This window comes from Streptomyces capitiformicae (assembly GCF_002214185.1).
In the GTDB taxonomy this organism is placed as follows: domain Bacteria; phylum Actinomycetota; class Actinomycetes; order Streptomycetales; family Streptomycetaceae; genus Streptomyces; species Streptomyces capitiformicae.
The window spans coordinates 1,594,304-1,608,951 of record NZ_CP022161.1; the positions used below are offsets into that span (position 1 = coordinate 1,594,304).

A 14,648-nucleotide genomic window follows, 5' to 3' on the forward strand; every position below is an offset into this window, starting at 1 on the left:
TTGCGAGAATCATGAAGATCCACAAGTACGACACCGTCATCGTCGGCGCCGGTGGCGCCGGTATGCGCGCGGCCATCGAGTCCACGAAGCGCAGCCGTACCGCCGTGCTGACCAAGCTGTACCCCACCCGCTCCCACACGGGCGCCGCGCAGGGCGGCATGGCCGCCGCGCTGGCCAACGTGGAGGAGGACAACTGGGAGTGGCACACCTTCGACACGGTCAAGGGCGGTGACTACCTGGTCGACCAGGACGCCGCCGAGATCCTGGCGAAGGAGGCCATCGACTCCGTCCTCGACCTGGAGAAGATGGGCCTGCCGTTCAACCGCACGCCGAACGGCACGATCGACCAGCGCCGCTTCGGCGGTCACTCCCGTAACCACGGTGAGGCCCCGGTCCGCCGGTCCTGCTACGCGGCCGACCGCACCGGCCACATGATCCTCCAGACGCTGTACCAGAACTGCGTCAAGCACGGCGTGGAGTTCTTCAACGAGTTCTACGTCCTGGACCAGCTGATCACCGAGGTCGACGGCATCAAGAAGTCGGCGGGCGTCGTCGCGTACGAACTCGCCACCGGTGAGATCCACGTCTTCCAGGCGAAGGCCGTGATCTACGCGTCCGGCGGCTGCGGCAAGTTCTTCAAGGTGACGTCGAACGCGCACACGCTGACCGGTGACGGCCAGGCCGCCGTCTACCGTCGCGGGCTGCCGCTGGAGGACATGGAGTTCTTCCAGTTCCACCCGACCGGCATCTGGCGCATGGGCATCCTGCTGACGGAGGGCGCCCGTGGTGAGGGCGGCATCCTCCGCAACAAGGACGGCGAGCGCTTCATGGAGAAGTACGCGCCGGTCATGAAGGACCTGGCGTCGCGAGACGTCGTGTCCCGCTCCATCTACACGGAGATCCGCGAGGGCCGCGGCTGCGGTCCCGAGGGCGACCACGTCTACCTGGACCTGACGCACCTCCCGCCGGAGCAGCTGGACGCCAAGCTCCCGGACATCACCGAGTTCGCGCGGACGTACCTCGGCATCGAGCCCTACACGGACCCGATCCCGATCCAGCCGACCGCGCACTACGCCATGGGTGGCATCCCGACCAATGTCGAGGGTGAGGTCCTGGCCGACAACACCACCGTCGTCCCGGGTCTGTACGCCGCCGGTGAGGTCGCCTGTGTCTCCGTGCACGGCGCCAACCGCCTGGGGACGAACTCGCTCCTGGACATCAACGTGTTCGGGCGCCGCGCCGGCATCGCCGCCGCCGAGTACTCCCAGAAGGCCGACTTCGTCGAGCTGCCGGAGAACCCGGAGTCCCTGGTCGTCGAGCAGATCGAGCGGCTGCGCAACTCCACGGGCAACGAGCGCGTGGCGGACCTCCGTCGTGAGCTGCAGGAGACCATGGACGCCAACGTCATGGTGTTCCGCACCGAGCAGACGATCAAGACGGCCGTCGAGAAGATCACCGAGCTGCGCGAGCGCTACAAGAACGTGGCGATCCAGGACAAGGGCAAGCGGTTCAACACCGACCTGCTCGAGGCCATCGAGCTGGGCAACCTGCTCGACCTGGCCGAGGTCATGGCCGTCTCCGCGCTGGCCCGCAAGGAGTCCCGCGGCGGTCACTACCGCGAGGACTACCCGAACCGCGACGACGTCAACTTCATGCGTCACACCATGGCGTACCGCGAGGTCGGCGACGACGGCTCCGAGACCGTCCGCCTCGACTACAAGCCGGTCGTCCAGACCCGCTACCAGCCGATGGAGCGTAAGTACTGATGGCTACCCCTGTTCTGGACAAGGCCGAGACCCCTGATGCGTCGTCTCCGGCCTCTCCGTACATCACCGTCACGTTCCGCGTGCGCCGGTTCAACCCGGAGGTCGCGGCCGAGGCGACCTGGGAAGACTTCCAGCTGGAGATCGACCCCAAGGAGCGCGTCCTCGACGGTCTGCACAAGATCAAGTGGGACGTCGACGGCACGCTGACGTTCCGCCGCTCCTGCGCCCACGGCATCTGCGGCTCGGACGCGATGAGGATCAACGGCAAGAACCGCCTTGCCTGCAAGACCCTCATCAAGGACATCAACCCCGAGAAGCCGATCACGATCGAGCCCATAAAGGGCCTCACGGTCCTCAAGGACCTGGTCGTGGACATGGAGCCGTTCTTCCAGGCGTACCGGGACGTGATGCCCTTCCTGATCACGAAGGACACCAACGAGCCGACGCGCGAGCGCTTCCAGACCGCCGAGGACCGCGAGCGCTTCGACGACACGACCAAGTGCATCCTGTGCGCGGCGTGCACGTCCTCGTGCCCGGTGTTCTGGAACGACGGCCAGTACTTCGGGCCGGCCGCGATCGTGAACGCCCACCGCTTCATCTTCGACTCGCGTGACGAGGCCGGTGAGCAGCGCCTGGAGATCCTCAACGACAAGGACGGCGTGTGGCGTTGCCGCACGACCTTCAACTGCACGGACGCCTGCCCGCGCGGTATCGAGGTCACCAAGGCGATCCAGGAGGTGAAGCGGGCGCTGATCACGCGCCGCTTCTGATCTTCTGTTCCGTACGACGCTGAGGGCCCCGCTCCTGGAAAGGAGCGGGGCCCTCAGCGTGTTGCCCCACCGAGCCCTGTCGGGCTCTGTGAGCCCTGTGGCCTCAGCCGCGCAGGACGCGACCCTGCGAGTCGGTGCGGTCGTTGCTCGTGAGGAACATGATGCCGTCGATCAGGGCCCAGATGCCGAAGCCGCCGCAGGTGAGCAGCTGCGCGACGCCCACGCCGACGGAACCGACGTAGAAGCGACCGATGCCCAGGCCGCCCAGGAAGAGCTGGAGAACGCCGGCGACGATCTTCGACTTGTCGGAGTACGGACGGCCCTGCGGGTCGTAGCCGAAGGGGGCGTCAGGGGTGGGGACGGTCATGAAGTTGCTCCTGGATGTACTGACTGAAAAGAACCGGAGCGGATTGCTCCGGGGGGAGATTCCAGGAGGGAAGGCATGGCGAACAGCGGCACCTTCGAGCACGACGTGTCCCCCGTCATCCCCCCTGTTGCCGTTGCAGCGTATGGAGTGTTGTGGGGTCTATGGGAGGGGATTCGAGCGATCGTTCCTGTTCCGTGATCCGTTTCCAGCCAAGTTGCTACAACTAGGCGACATAAACACCACGTAAGGGATTTAGGGGAACGGAAGAAAGGAAGACAGAAGGGTTCAGCAGGACTCAGCAGGACTCAGCAGGACTCAGCGGAGGTTGCGGACCACGGTCCATGTCACCGCGATGCCCAGGATCAAGGCCTGGGTGCGGGGCTTGAGTTCGGGGCGCCAGCGGCGGCCGCGCAGCCCCTCGACGCACCAGCGGCCCAACAGCGCGAGGGCGAAGGGCGCGGCGAGCAGCAGTACCCGGTTGTCGTGCCAGGCCGCGCTGAACTGGCCGTGCATCAGGTCGTACACCATGCGGGTGCCGCCGCAGGCGGGGCACAACAGCCCCGTGACATAGCGGAACGGACACTGGGGCAGCAGATGGCCGGGCTCGTGCGGGTTGGTGCCGTACAGATACGCGGCGCCCGCCAGGCCGGCGGCGGCCACCGCGAGGGGGGCCGCCGCCGGGTGCCGGAGGGCGGAGAGGCCGCGCTCAGCCACGCAGGACACGTCCGTTGGAGTCCGTGGTGTTGCTGCTGGTCAGCAGGATGATGCCGTCGACCAGCGCCCAGATGCCGAAGCCGCCGCAGGTGAAGAGCTGTCCGAGGCCGAGGCCCACGTGGCCGATGTAGAAGCGGCCGACGCCGAAGGAGCCCAGGAAGAGCGAGAGGATGCCGGCGACGATCTTCGACTTGTCGGAGTACGGGCGGCCGTAGGGGTCGTAGCCGTAGGGGGCGTTCGGGTCGCCCGTGTACGCGCCGCCGGCTCCCGGGGGTGCCTGGTAGCCGCCCTGCTGCGGGTAGCCGCCCTGCGGGTAGCCCCCCTGCTGCGGGTACCCGTAGCCCGGCGCGGCGTCCTGCTTCTGGTATCCACCCTGCGGAGCGCCGTAGGGGTTCGCGCCCGGTGCCTGGCCGGGGGCGGCGGGGTACCCGTATCCGGGCTGCGGCGGCTGCGGGGGCTGAGCGGGCTGCTGAGGCTGCTCGGTCACGGTACTGACTCCTGCGCGTTGATTGCTTGAGCGGCTGAATATGGGCTGTCCGTCATATTGCAGGAGAAGGGGCCCCGTAGAGAAGTTGTTACTTCGGCGTCACAGTTGGCTGAGGATGGTCGGGTCCGTGATCTCCGTGTCCTTGGCAAGCAGCATCGCCTTGCTGAGGATGACCGCGAGCATGCGATCGCCCTCATAGGGGAGATAGCCCGTCGCGGGCATTCGGTTCCCGTTCCCGCTCGCTGAGCCCGACTTCGGCACGATGCACAGGTACCGGTCGTTCGGTGACATCAGGATGTTGCCCGACCCCAGATGGATCCGGTACGTGTGCCGCTCGCCCTTGACGTGCAGGAACCGCCCTTCCAGTGTGCACCGGTCGGCGATCGCGAGCCGGGGCACGAGCCGCTCCAGCAGCGCGCGACGGGTCTCGGCGCTCTGGTTCAGCGCGCCGAAGCAACGACGTCCAGTACTCGCGGAACCGGCCGCCGGGCCCGCCGTCCTGCCACATCGGGTCGTTGCCGACGCTTGCCACCCCCACGAACAGGTCGACGTCGCGCAGGACTTCGGAGAGGACGAGTGGCGGTATCTCATTGATCGGGACGGGACCGACCGGATTCCGACCGTCACGCGGCCACATGGCGTACTCGCCGCCGTAGCAGGCGCGAAGTTCTCGGGAGCGTCGATCGGATAGAAGCGCACCTGGTCGGTCCGCAGCCGCAGATAGGCGCCGGGGTCGGTGGTGTCCACCCCGTGCTCGTGGCCGTCGCCCTCGTTCCAGTACTCGGCGCGCAGCCCCCACCGCGGCAGCTCGCGGCTCGCCGGCGGAGCCGCTTCGTCCACGCACAGCCGGAGCCTGTTGCGCCAGCCTCTGAGCGCGGCGAGGGAGTTGAACTGATGCTGGCGCAGGACGTGCGCCGCGAACCGGTTGGAGTAGGTGCCGGTCGCGCGCTCGGCGTCGGTGAGCAGATACACCTCGCGGTGGGCCTGCTTGAAGGGCTGGGTGATCCCGTGCCCCTCCAGCCAGTCCCGCCAGGCGACGACCTCGGCGGCTTCCCGGCCGACTGGATGCCAGAGCTCGACTCTCTCCCCTTGGGTCACCGGCTGGTCGTTCAGCGCCCGCAGCCCACCGTCGGCGAACCCGACCGCCGTACCGTCGACGACCCAGAGGAGCCGGCGGGCGAGCGTCCCGACGAGCGGATGGTCGAGATACCGCTCGCGCCACGCCTGGTACGCCCAGGTGCGCCGCGCGAGGAACTGCCGGTCCAGCCGCTCGCTCTGCGCGGTGAGCATCTCGTCGATGTCCTTGACGGCGGCCTTGAGCTCCTTGAGCTCGCCGGCGTGCTCGTTCCGCACGGCCACAGGCACGCTCTTGACGGCCTTCCTGAAGCACCCGACTCCGGATCAACTCCCCCATCCCCACCCGCTCCCCGGCGAGTTCGAGCCCCCGACTCTCGCCGGCATCCCACGCGTCGTCCCGTTGACGAACATCACCGTCGTCATGGGGGAAAGCAGGGGACCCACTGACAGCGGGGCGGGGTGGCCGACTCAAGGGCCACTCCATCGAGTGATCGGCACCCATCCTTCGACACGAGTGGCGGCCAGTACTCCAGCATACTAGTATGCACACATACTACACAGTGAATGATCATGATCTGGCATCTTGAAGTGACCGGAGAGGTGCGCGACTGGCTGCATGAACTGCGTAAGGACGACCGCGCTACGGCACGGCTCGTGGGGCAGGCGATCCAGGCGCTGATGGAGGAAGGCCCGGATCTCGGACGCCCACTGGTGGACCGGATCAAAGGTTCCGCAATGCACCATCTCAAGGAACTTCGACCTGGTTCGACGGGAGGCACGGAGATCAGGATCCTGTTTGCCTTCGACCCCGAGCGCAGCGCGGTTCTGCTCGTGGCAGGCGACAAAGCGGGGCAATGGACAGAGTGGTACCGCCGGGCGATTCCTCTGGCCGAGAAACGATATACCGAGTGGCTGGACTACCTGGCCCGGCGCCGACAGAAGGAGGGACGGCGATGACCAGCTTTCACTCATGGGACGAGGTGAAGGAAGAGGTCTTCGACACCGAGGACCTGGACGTGATCGCAGCAGGTGCCCGGCGCATGGTCGCCGAGGCACGTGCGCATCGTCTCGCGGAGATGCGCAGACAACTCGGGCTCACCCAACGGGAAGTGGCCGACCGGATGCATGTAAGGCAGGAGCGGGTGTCCGCCATCGAGCGCGGCAGGACCGGGTCCGCCGAGGTGGGGACGGTGGCGGCCTATGTCGAGGCGCTGGGCGGGGAGTTGGAGGTTGTCGCGAACTTCAACGGGACTCGAGTGGTCGTGGCGTAGCACAAGCGCCTTGCGCCCCTGAATTCCTCGCGTCCCGTACAACCCTCACGTGTCGCTGTGGGTCTCTCCTGTACGTCTGTTCCCGGTGGAGCCCTGAGGAGCGCGACGGCGGCGTGGGTGCGCTGCTCCCACGCCGTCCGTATCCACATCCACTCCGCTCCACTCCAACAGGCACCCCCAGACCGGCGCGGGTCGCGCAGAGCGGCCCCGCGCACACTTCAGGAGACGCATGTTCACGCGCAGGTATCTCCGCCTGGCTCTCGCGACGGCCGCGGCCATGTCGCTGACCGGCGGACTGCTCACCCTTTCGGTGACGAACGCGGACGCGGCAGCCGCCAAGCACGCCGATGACTTCAACGGCGATGGTTACCAGGACTACGCGACCACCGGCGACGGTTCGTTCACGGTGACGTACGGGACGGCGACCGGTCCCGGCACCACGTTCAAGACGTTCACGCAGAACAGCGCGGGTGTACCGGGCAATTCCGGTGACGCGGGTGGTTACGTCGACGGCTTCGGCGAGGACCTGGCCGCCGCCGACCTCAACCGGGACGGATACGCGGACCTCGCCGTAGCCGACCGCTCAGAGAAGGTGGGCGGAAAGGTCAGCGCGGGAGCCGTCACCATCATGTGGGGCGCGAAGTCCGGCCTCGGCACCAAGGCCACCCGGCTCCCCGTCAAGGCCATGTCCCACCCCGCGTTCGGCAATGAGTTGGAGACCGGCGACTTCAACGGCGACGGCAAGGCGGACCTGGCGGTCGCCGACGGCAGCGACACCGTCTACGTCTACCGGGGCGGCTTCGCCAAGTCCGGTACGACGGGCAAGGTCACCAAGCACAGTCCCACCCCGATGACCGATGTCCTCGAAATCACCGGGCTGGTCGCCGGGCGCGTCACCAAGGACAAGGCCACCGACCTGTACGTCCTCGGCCAGGGCTACCGCAAGGACAAGATGATCCAGTACGCCTGGTTCCTGCGCGGCGGCAAGACGATCAAGCCGAGCAGCAAGGTGGTCGCCATCAACAACTCGGAGCCCGACTACGACCCGACGGGTGTCATAGCGGACTTCGACAAGGACGGCTACGGAGAACTGGCCGTCAGCGATGTGCCGTACAACAAGAGCGCGGGCTCGGTGGTCGTCGTACGCGGCGGCAAGACCGGACCGACCACGAAGTACCGTCTCACGCAGGCCACTTCGGGGATCGCGACGGCGGCGTCGAAGGGCGACTGCTTCGGGTACGCCCTGTCCGCAGGCGACACGAACCGAGATAGCTACCCGGACCTCGCGGTCGGCGTCTGCGGGGAGAAGGTCGGCTCAGCGTCGGACGCGGGCGGGGTCCACATCCTGCGTGGCGGCAAGAAGGGCCTGACCGGCACCGGCTCCCAGTGGTTCACCCGGGCGACGGCAGGGGTGCCGGGCGACCCCAAGCAGGGCGAGATGTTCGGGTCCGCCGTCCGCCTGCGCGACCTCGACGGCGATGGTGACAAGGACCTCCTGGCCGCGAGCGTGAACTTCAGCATGAGCCTGTACTTCCGGGCGGGCGCTTCGGGGATCACGACCGGAACCGTGACGGAGCTGAGTCTGGCGCCGAGCTTCCCGCAGTAGTGCGGGAACAGGGTAGGGGCATCTGGCTGGAACCATGCAACTGCTGGGATCAGTAAAGCAGTTGGTTGCAGACTGTCCCCATGACCATCCTGAGGAAAGCCGCGGCCGCACTGTCGGCCGCGGCCGCGGTCCTGATCGCGATACCCCCCACTGCCTCGGCAACGCCCGCTCCGCACGACGCATACGGCAAGACTTTCGTGCGGGAGAACTTCAACCACCTCCCCCTCGGCCCGGTCACTCGGGGCCGGGGCTGGACCACCGACGCCGCGGGCGGCACGCTGACCGTCGAACCCAGCACCGACGGACGCGGCCGCGAACTCCGTATCCGAACGGAGGGCAACGGCCGCGCCTTCGTCGTCCTGCCCGACCTCGCCCCGCCCGGCAACAGCTTCTGGGCCCGTGTACGCCTGCGCGTGGCCGTGTTCCCGACAGCCCCCCTCTGGGCCCACTGGACCCTCGCAGAAGCCTCCGGCTCCGACTCCCCCACCCTCGTCCGCCCGCTCGGCGGCCAGTACGCCCCCACCGACAAGGGCAACTTCTGGGGCGTCGGCTCGGACCTGGGCCCGACCGGCGACTGGACGGCCTGGAAGACCTCTGCCCCGGCCGTCGCCGACACGTGGCAGTGCGTCGAGTTCCACCTGGACGCCACCGACAACCGTGTCACCGTCTACTTCGACGGAGTGGAACAGCCCGACCTGACCGTCTCCACGAAGAACCACGGCGGCACAGCCGACGACTTCGTCTTCCCCACCTTCGACAAGCTCAAGCTGGGCTGGCAGTTGTACCAGGCCGGCCCCACCCCGTCGTCGTACGAGATGCGGATGGACGACATCGCGGTGAGCAGTCGACGGGTGGGCGGTTGCGGAACCTGAGCCCGGGATCCGCCCGCCGAGGCACTGTATGGGTCCACCCCGGCTACTCGACCTGTCCAGGGTTCAGGGAAGCCGGGGCGGAGTCTTGATCACTCGCCCCTTTACAGTCCCTCCGGGACCGGCGGCGGGGCGGTCCGGGCCGGAGGCTCGGGGCACGGCCACGCGTGGAAGTACACGGCGGGTTTGGCCACCGATCCGGAATCGGGGACAAACATGTCGTGGACCTCGTCGGGCGTGATCGGTTGCCAGCAGCGGGCGCAGGTCACTTGGTCTCCTTGTCGCGGGCCTCGTTGCGAGCCTCACGCTGGGCGCGCTGGTACGCCGTCAGCAGGGCGTCGGCCGTCTCGCACTGGCCGGTGGATCTGCCGTCCTCGTCACGGAGTGAGCGGCAGTCCGGACATCCGGGGCTGTGGTGAATCAGCGCACGGTACGCGGCGTCGACCGCGGACATCGTCACGGACGCTCACCCCGCGACCGGGCATTGGCCGCCGCTACCCCCGCGCGCAGGGCCTCAGCGCGGGTGAGCAAACGGAGTCTGTCCGTCCGCGCGTCCCACTCGCGCCCACCCCCGATGGGCCGAAGCTGCACGTACGGGCCCTCGGAGCCCATCACCTTGCCGTACCGCTTACTGCTGGTGTCCTCCACGGTGTCACCGACACGCGGCTCGTACGGGGTCATCGTCACCAGGCCCTCCCCGCCGGAGAGGCCAGACGGCGGGTCCGATCGTTCTCGGGCGGCACGTATGCGCGCACGAGAACCGCGACAATCACGTCCGCCTCGACGACCGGCGACTCCTGCGGCGGCCACAGATGCGGAGCCCGACGGTGGCGCGCCCTGGCGAGGCACGCCCTAAGCGCAGCGGGCGACGGGACGCCCACGGAGGGGACCGGGCTGTCGGGGGCCGGCGCCGCACCGCGACCGCGGTGGGCGGATCCAAACAGCAGGAGCAGGAGTGCTCTCCCGTGTTCGAGCAGCCGTGATACAAGGTGCACTGTTGACGCTCCTTCGCAGCGTTGGCCACGCCCCGGGGCCCTGCCCGGCCGCCGGGGTCTCTGCTTACAGATCGAGCGTGCCAACAGAACAAGGCCCCGGATTCCCCAAGATTGGGACACCGAGGCCTTGACTCAGTGTGTCTGTTTCGCTACACACCGCTCCATTGTGCGAACTCGCGCAGCGGGTCCGGGGCCCGTCGACGGGCGCGCAGGAGCGTCCCGACGGTCTCGTGAACCTCCGGGTGGTAGCGGGTCAGTTGGGGCGCGCTCCTGCGTGCCTTCTCCAGGGACTCCAGCGCCTCGTCGTAGTGGGCCGTCCATGCCTCCGCGCCGGCCTTGCGGATCAGGAATCCGGCTACGCGGGTCGGCTGGTAGGAATCCGGCAACCGCACCTCGGAGGCAACGCGCAGCGCCTCCTCGTGGTCGTCTCGGTACATGGCCACGTCGATCCGCCCCAGGGCCACATTGAGATCGCCGAACGCCAGGGCGTACCGCGTGCCAGGCGGGTCTGACGCCGCGTCGGCCTGGGCGGCAGCTTCGGCAAGTTCGTTCGCCTGCCCCAGCCAGTCGTCGGCGGCGGCGTGGTCCCGCTGCACGGCGGACAGAGCCGAGGCGCGGAGCAGAAGCGTCCCCCGTACGGCCATCGTCGAAGGATCGCCGTCGTCGTCGAGGTCCCGAAGGGCCTGCTTCATCAATGCCACACCCCGGTCGGGCCGGGATGCCTCGGCATGGGTAATGACTGCCCGCTCGTAGCGCTCGACGGCGACCTGCCGGGGGTCCCCGGAGTGGGGCGCGGCCACGGCCATACGCGCGAGCGCGAGACGCGCGAGGTCCATGAAGCCCAACCGGTAGGCGATGATCGCCGTGGTGCGTGCGACCTCGGCCTGCATGTTATGGGCCCGCTCGCGGTCCCGGCCAGGAGCGGTGTGCGTCTGTGCGGCCACCGCGGTGTCGGAGATGAGCTCCGGCAGCGCCTCAGCGACGCCGCCGAACTCACCAGCGGCGCGGAGCTTCGCGACCTGCGTCGTCCGTTCCGCCACCTCGTCGAGCGGGCGAAGCGGTGTGTCGTCGTCCGGCGGGATGTCCCATGCGTCTAGGGCACTGCTGATGGGCGCGAGCAGCCGATCGAGCTGGTCCTTCTGAAGCATGTGGACGTAGGGCTGCCCGTGCAGCACGGACAGTGTGACGCCGAGCGCGCGGGCTACAGCGGCGAGAACGGACGGACTGGCCGGTCGTTCCCCGTTCTCGACTCGACTGAGCTGACTGGTGGATACATGGGCGAGGCGGCCCAGATCGGCCAGACTGAAGTCTCGGATGGCGCGGAACTCGCGAATACGGGCCCCGATGTGCTTCTCGATGTGGTCGGGCATACTGGCTCCCATTGCGTGCGTGACAACTCGCAATGTACGCCTGGATCACCCCGGGTTGTACCGCTCCGGCCCCCGTCCACTCGACGGGGGCCGGAGCCGTTCCGTCCCGGAGGCACGCGGACACGGCGCGGTGCTCGGGACGCGTGCTGGCCCCAACTTCCCTCACAAACTCCAGTTCCGACACGCTCCGTAAAAAATACAAGGGCCCTGCCGGAAAATATCCGACAGGACCCCTCATGTCGCCAATTCATACAGAACTCAACCTTCACTGCCTCATAGCCATTACAGACCAGAGGTAGCGAACCGAGTTAAGGGATCCCGAGAACGCCAGAAACGGCTTCGTGCACCTGGGTTGCAATGCGGGTCAACTGTCTCAGCTCATCCTCGCTGTTAGCGGCCCGCTCCATTTGCCACTCGATGAACATAGGAGCGAACCAGATAAGTTGCACCAGTCTCGATTCTACAGTCTCGCCAATTGGAGGAATCCGAGAAAGCAAAGCTACGTAAGCTTCACCAGCATCTAGATCAAACTCTCCGGACCGAAGCTTGCCGAGAAAACCGGATTCATCATCCCACGCCTCGTCCAGAAGCTCTATCAAGTCATCCATGTTCATCCTCCCGACCAGTGCCCGACTATGGCTCCCGCCGGAATGCTATTCCACACCAAGACCTCTGAGTCCTTCCTCGCATAGGAACTATGTCTCGGACTCGACGGGAAGGGGCCCGAAGAAATATCAACATACCTATGCGGAATGCGCCTCAGATCGATCGCAACCACCCCATGACCCTGATTGTACTTGCCGAATGCAATAGCAGGATTCTTTGTTGTAGATATCCACGGGGTCATCTTTTTTCCGGCGACATGGGATAGAGGACTGACCCCCACATTACTTGGATCCCGAGCGGTCAATCCCATTGCCGGATCCTCATTCTCAGCCAGCGCCCGGTAGACGATATTTCCGTCGGGATCCGGCGCGTCGGGCCTGTTACCACAGTCGCTGTTGTGAACCAGGACCGGAGTGGCCCCCGCCAGCACATAGTACGTGTGCAGGCCACGCCGCTCCTACCTGCAAGTTTGCCGGTCAGCGGGCCATTTGACAGTCCCCGGATGTTCGTGCTCGTGCGCTGGAGTCTGCTGGTGTTGCCGTCACTACTGCCGTCAGGGGTCTGCACCGCCTGGGAAATTCCAGGAATTCAGAATTCGCGTCAAGCGGCTTTGTCGTGCGGGGTGAGGCTGATGGTCAGGTCGGCGCCGAGAGCCTGAGCCAGGCGGCGCAGGAGGGGAAGCGTGGGCACGGTCCCGCCGCCTTCGAAGCGGGAGATCTGTGGCTGCTTCATCCCGCACCGCTCGGCCAGCTCGGCCTGGGACAGCCCGAGCTCGATGCGCCGGTCGTGGACGAGTTGCCCGAGCTCACGGGCGAGCGCGGAAGGCGGGTCCTGCATGGTTCCTCCCCGCCTCAGGCCGCTGGGGCGACGATGGTGACGGTGGGCTCGTCTCCGCCGGCGAGGTGAACGTCCACCGTGAGGTCCAGTGCGCGGGCCAGGCGCATGATGACCGCGATGGGCGGCAGCTCGGTGGCCGTCTCGATGCCCTCGATGTCATCGACGTCGACGTGCATGCGCTCGGCGAGATCGGCCTCGCTCAGCCCCAGCTGCTGACGCCGGTCGTAGACGGCCTTGCCCAACTTCATGGCGAGGCCGGCCTCTTCGTAGACCCGGTCGTACTCGGGGTCGGCGTCCAGGTGTTCGCCCAGCAGCCGGCGGTGGCGACGGGTCCTCCATTCGCTGTGGTTCATCGAGACTCCTTGAGGTTGCGGCTGTAGAGGTCGTGCTCGGCGGCGGCTTCATGCTCTGCCTCGCACAATTGCTGTGCGGCGTGGGCGCGGTCCACTTCGGCCTGCTCGCGCATCTTGGTCTTGCGGAACACGGTGAGCAGCACGACACGTCGGCCGGGCGCCAGCCAGTAGGTGATCCGCTGATGGGCATCGCCCAGGCGGAAGCGCAGCTCGCGGAGCTTGCCGCCCAGGTGGCGGGAGTGCGGTTCGTCAAGGGTGGTGGGCTGCTCGGCGAGCAGGTCAGCGACGCGTTCGGCCTGCTTGTAGTGATGGGCGGGAATGTTCTCCAGCCACAGCCGTACCTCCGGCTCGATCTCGATCGAGTACCGCCCGCTGTCCATATCGCCGATGATATATGACACGGGGTGCGAGAGCGCGAATACGTAGTTCAGGTCGTGTGCCGTCGCCGCGACCGCAGCCACTCCAGCGTCGCACACCCCCGTACTCCCCCCCTTCGTCCTGCTGCCACAGCGCCGCCCGCAAACCAGCGGCAACCTGCCGAGGCGGTGCAGGGTCGGCCTTCTTTCGGCAGGATCGGGCCCGAGCGGGAGAGGCAGCGCACGGCCGGGCTGGTGCGTCGCCCAGTCTGGCGGCGCGGGGCCGGGGCGGGAGGAGTCAGCCCCCGACGGGCGGCCGGGAGCTTCGCCCCCGCCGGAGGCACCGCCGACCACCGCCCTCGGCGAGTCCGGCGGCGGGCGTGAGGGTCGGCCCCCTGGCCGGCCCTGTGCCCGCGATCCGGCCGTAGGACGGTCGTGGGCGACAACTTGCTCCGCCAGGAGCCCCGTTACGGTCAGCCCGGTGACCAGGCAGGTTGCCGCTCCGGCAGCCCCGGATCACCCCCGACTGCCGGGGCGGCTCACCGCCTGCGGCGTAGCCGGCCTCCCGATTGAACGGCAGGTTTGTCGGCGACAGCGGCCAGCTCAGACGGGCGGACGCCGCCTTGAACCTCGAAGAGAAAATCTGAACGCACGCCCCGGGCCGCGCGCCTCGGCGGGTCAGTGGCCCCGGTCGCTGACGTCCGACTCCAAGGCCTCGACGCGGCCACGAAGGTCGGCGATCTGCTGAGCGGCCTCGGCCAGCGCTCGTTCCAGTGCCTCGACGCGGGCCGTCGTCCCGCCGGCGGGTGCGGTTGCCTCCGGACCGTCGGGGCCATCGGCGCCGTCGGGGTAGTCGCGGTGGACGACGAAGGCGCCCTTGCCGGGGCGGGAGACCGCCCACCCGTCCTGCTTCAGCAGGGCCATGGCCTTCTGCACGGTCAGGCTCGCCGCCCCGAACTCCCGCATCAACGCGGCCTGCGTCGGCAACGCGTCCCCCGGCCGCAGCCCCCCGGAGCGGATGCGCTCGCGCAGGGTCTCGGCGATGACCTCGAACGTCAGCGGCACCCCGCTGCCCGCCCGCCTGCGCCCGCGCCTCGCCGCCACGCCCGGTCACCCCCGCCTTCCACGCCCTCTACCAGCACAATCCGGCCCGGCCAAACCGGGAAACCGGCCCCACACTACCCGCGTCCCACCGCCCACAGAA

Annotated in this window: 16 protein-coding genes and 2 pseudogenes; 6 read left to right on the forward strand and 12 right to left on the reverse strand. The window is 67.7% G+C overall.

What is annotated here, in order from left to right:
• Positions 1 to 11 precede the first annotated feature (11 nt).
• Complete coding sequence (gene sdhA, locus CES90_RS07145; RefSeq protein WP_189782333.1) at positions 12 to 1,766, forward strand: succinate dehydrogenase flavoprotein subunit; 1,755 nt, start codon at positions 12 to 14, stop codon at positions 1,764 to 1,766.
• Positions 1,766 to 2,536: a succinate dehydrogenase iron-sulfur subunit gene (locus tag CES90_RS07150; protein ID WP_189782332.1), complete on the forward strand. Its 771-nt coding sequence runs from the start codon at positions 1,766 to 1,768 to the stop codon at positions 2,534 to 2,536. The genes sdhA and CES90_RS07150 overlap by 1 nt, the downstream gene beginning before the upstream one ends.
• A gap of 103 nt (positions 2,537 to 2,639) precedes the next feature.
• Here the strand turns inward: CES90_RS07150 and CES90_RS07155 are convergent, their stop codons facing one another.
• The 4 genes and pseudogenes from CES90_RS07155 to CES90_RS07170 all read right to left on the reverse strand — a co-directional run.
• Positions 2,640 to 2,903, reverse strand: a complete 264-nt coding sequence (locus tag CES90_RS07155) for a TM2 domain-containing protein (RefSeq protein ID WP_189782331.1) — start codon at positions 2,901 to 2,903, stop codon at positions 2,640 to 2,642.
• A 315-nt stretch (positions 2,904 to 3,218) separates the two neighbouring features.
• Complete coding sequence (locus CES90_RS07160) at positions 3,219 to 3,617, reverse strand: DUF2752 domain-containing protein (protein WP_189782330.1); 399 nt, start codon at positions 3,615 to 3,617, stop codon at positions 3,219 to 3,221.
• Entirely contained in the window at positions 3,610 to 4,104 is a 495-nt protein-coding gene (locus CES90_RS07165; protein ID WP_189782329.1) for a TM2 domain-containing protein, read from the reverse strand. The genes CES90_RS07160 and CES90_RS07165 overlap by 8 nt, the downstream gene beginning before the upstream one ends.
• Before the next feature lie 99 nt (positions 4,105 to 4,203).
• Positions 4,204 to 5,484: pseudogene (locus CES90_RS07170) on the reverse strand (DUF4132 domain-containing protein); the annotation flags it as partial.
• 267 nt (positions 5,485 to 5,751) lie between these two features.
• Here CES90_RS07170 and CES90_RS07175 point away from each other — a divergent pair.
• The 4 genes from CES90_RS07175 to CES90_RS07190 all read left to right on the forward strand — a co-directional run bounded on the left by CES90_RS07175 (position 5,752) and on the right by CES90_RS07190 (position 8,930).
• Positions 5,752 to 6,138: a type II toxin-antitoxin system RelE/ParE family toxin gene (locus CES90_RS07175; protein ID WP_189782433.1), complete on the forward strand. Its 387-nt coding sequence runs from the start codon at positions 5,752 to 5,754 to the stop codon at positions 6,136 to 6,138.
• The gene (locus CES90_RS07180) at positions 6,135 to 6,452 is read left to right on the forward strand and encodes a helix-turn-helix domain-containing protein (protein ID WP_189782328.1); all 318 of its coding nucleotides are present in this window, start codon (positions 6,135 to 6,137) and stop codon (positions 6,450 to 6,452) included. Before CES90_RS07175 ends, CES90_RS07180 begins: the two co-directional genes overlap by 4 nt.
• A 229-nt stretch (positions 6,453 to 6,681) precedes the next feature.
• Complete coding sequence (locus CES90_RS07185) at positions 6,682 to 8,058, forward strand: FG-GAP and VCBS repeat-containing protein (RefSeq protein ID WP_189782327.1); 1,377 nt, start codon at positions 6,682 to 6,684, stop codon at positions 8,056 to 8,058.
• An 80-nt stretch (positions 8,059 to 8,138) separates the two neighbouring features.
• Positions 8,139 to 8,930, forward strand: coding sequence for a hypothetical protein (locus CES90_RS07190; RefSeq protein WP_189782326.1), 792 nt, complete (start codon positions 8,139 to 8,141; stop codon positions 8,928 to 8,930).
• Between the two features lie 262 nt (positions 8,931 to 9,192).
• On the opposite strand, the gene CES90_RS07195 is transcribed toward CES90_RS07190, so the two are convergent.
• The 8 genes and pseudogenes from CES90_RS07195 to CES90_RS07230 all read right to left on the reverse strand — a co-directional run bounded on the left by CES90_RS07195 (position 9,193) and on the right by CES90_RS07230 (position 14,548).
• The gene (locus CES90_RS07195; protein ID WP_373313308.1) at positions 9,193 to 9,387 is read right to left on the reverse strand and encodes a hypothetical protein; all 195 of its coding nucleotides are present in this window, start codon (positions 9,385 to 9,387) and stop codon (positions 9,193 to 9,195) included.
• The gene (locus tag CES90_RS07200; RefSeq protein ID WP_189782431.1) at positions 9,384 to 9,608 is read right to left on the reverse strand and encodes a hypothetical protein; all 225 of its coding nucleotides are present in this window, start codon (positions 9,606 to 9,608) and stop codon (positions 9,384 to 9,386) included. The genes CES90_RS07195 and CES90_RS07200 overlap by 4 nt, the downstream gene beginning before the upstream one ends.
• Positions 9,609 to 10,071: 463 nt before the next feature.
• Positions 10,072 to 11,292: a helix-turn-helix domain-containing protein gene (locus CES90_RS07205; RefSeq protein ID WP_189782325.1), complete on the reverse strand. Its 1,221-nt coding sequence runs from the start codon at positions 11,290 to 11,292 to the stop codon at positions 10,072 to 10,074.
• Positions 11,293 to 11,600: 308 nt separating this feature from the next.
• Positions 11,601 to 11,900 carry a hypothetical protein gene (locus CES90_RS07210; RefSeq protein WP_189782324.1) on the reverse strand — a complete coding sequence of 100 codons (300 nt, stop codon included), beginning with the start codon at positions 11,898 to 11,900 and terminating at the stop codon, positions 11,601 to 11,603.
• 598 nt (positions 11,901 to 12,498) lie between these two features.
• Positions 12,499 to 12,714 (reverse strand): annotated as a pseudogene (locus CES90_RS07215) (helix-turn-helix domain-containing protein); the annotation flags it as partial.
• Between the two features lie 35 nt (positions 12,715 to 12,749).
• Complete coding sequence (locus CES90_RS07220; RefSeq protein WP_189782323.1) at positions 12,750 to 13,088, reverse strand: helix-turn-helix domain-containing protein; 339 nt, start codon at positions 13,086 to 13,088, stop codon at positions 12,750 to 12,752.
• On the reverse strand, positions 13,085 to 13,468 hold the full coding sequence (locus CES90_RS07225; RefSeq protein WP_189782322.1) for a type II toxin-antitoxin system RelE/ParE family toxin: 384 nt from the start codon (positions 13,466 to 13,468) through the stop codon (positions 13,085 to 13,087). The genes CES90_RS07220 and CES90_RS07225 overlap by 4 nt, the downstream gene beginning before the upstream one ends.
• Before the next feature lie 654 nt (positions 13,469 to 14,122).
• The gene (locus tag CES90_RS07230) at positions 14,123 to 14,548 is read right to left on the reverse strand and encodes a winged helix-turn-helix domain-containing protein (protein WP_229913740.1); all 426 of its coding nucleotides are present in this window, start codon (positions 14,546 to 14,548) and stop codon (positions 14,123 to 14,125) included.
• Positions 14,549 to 14,648: the final 100 nt, after the last annotated feature.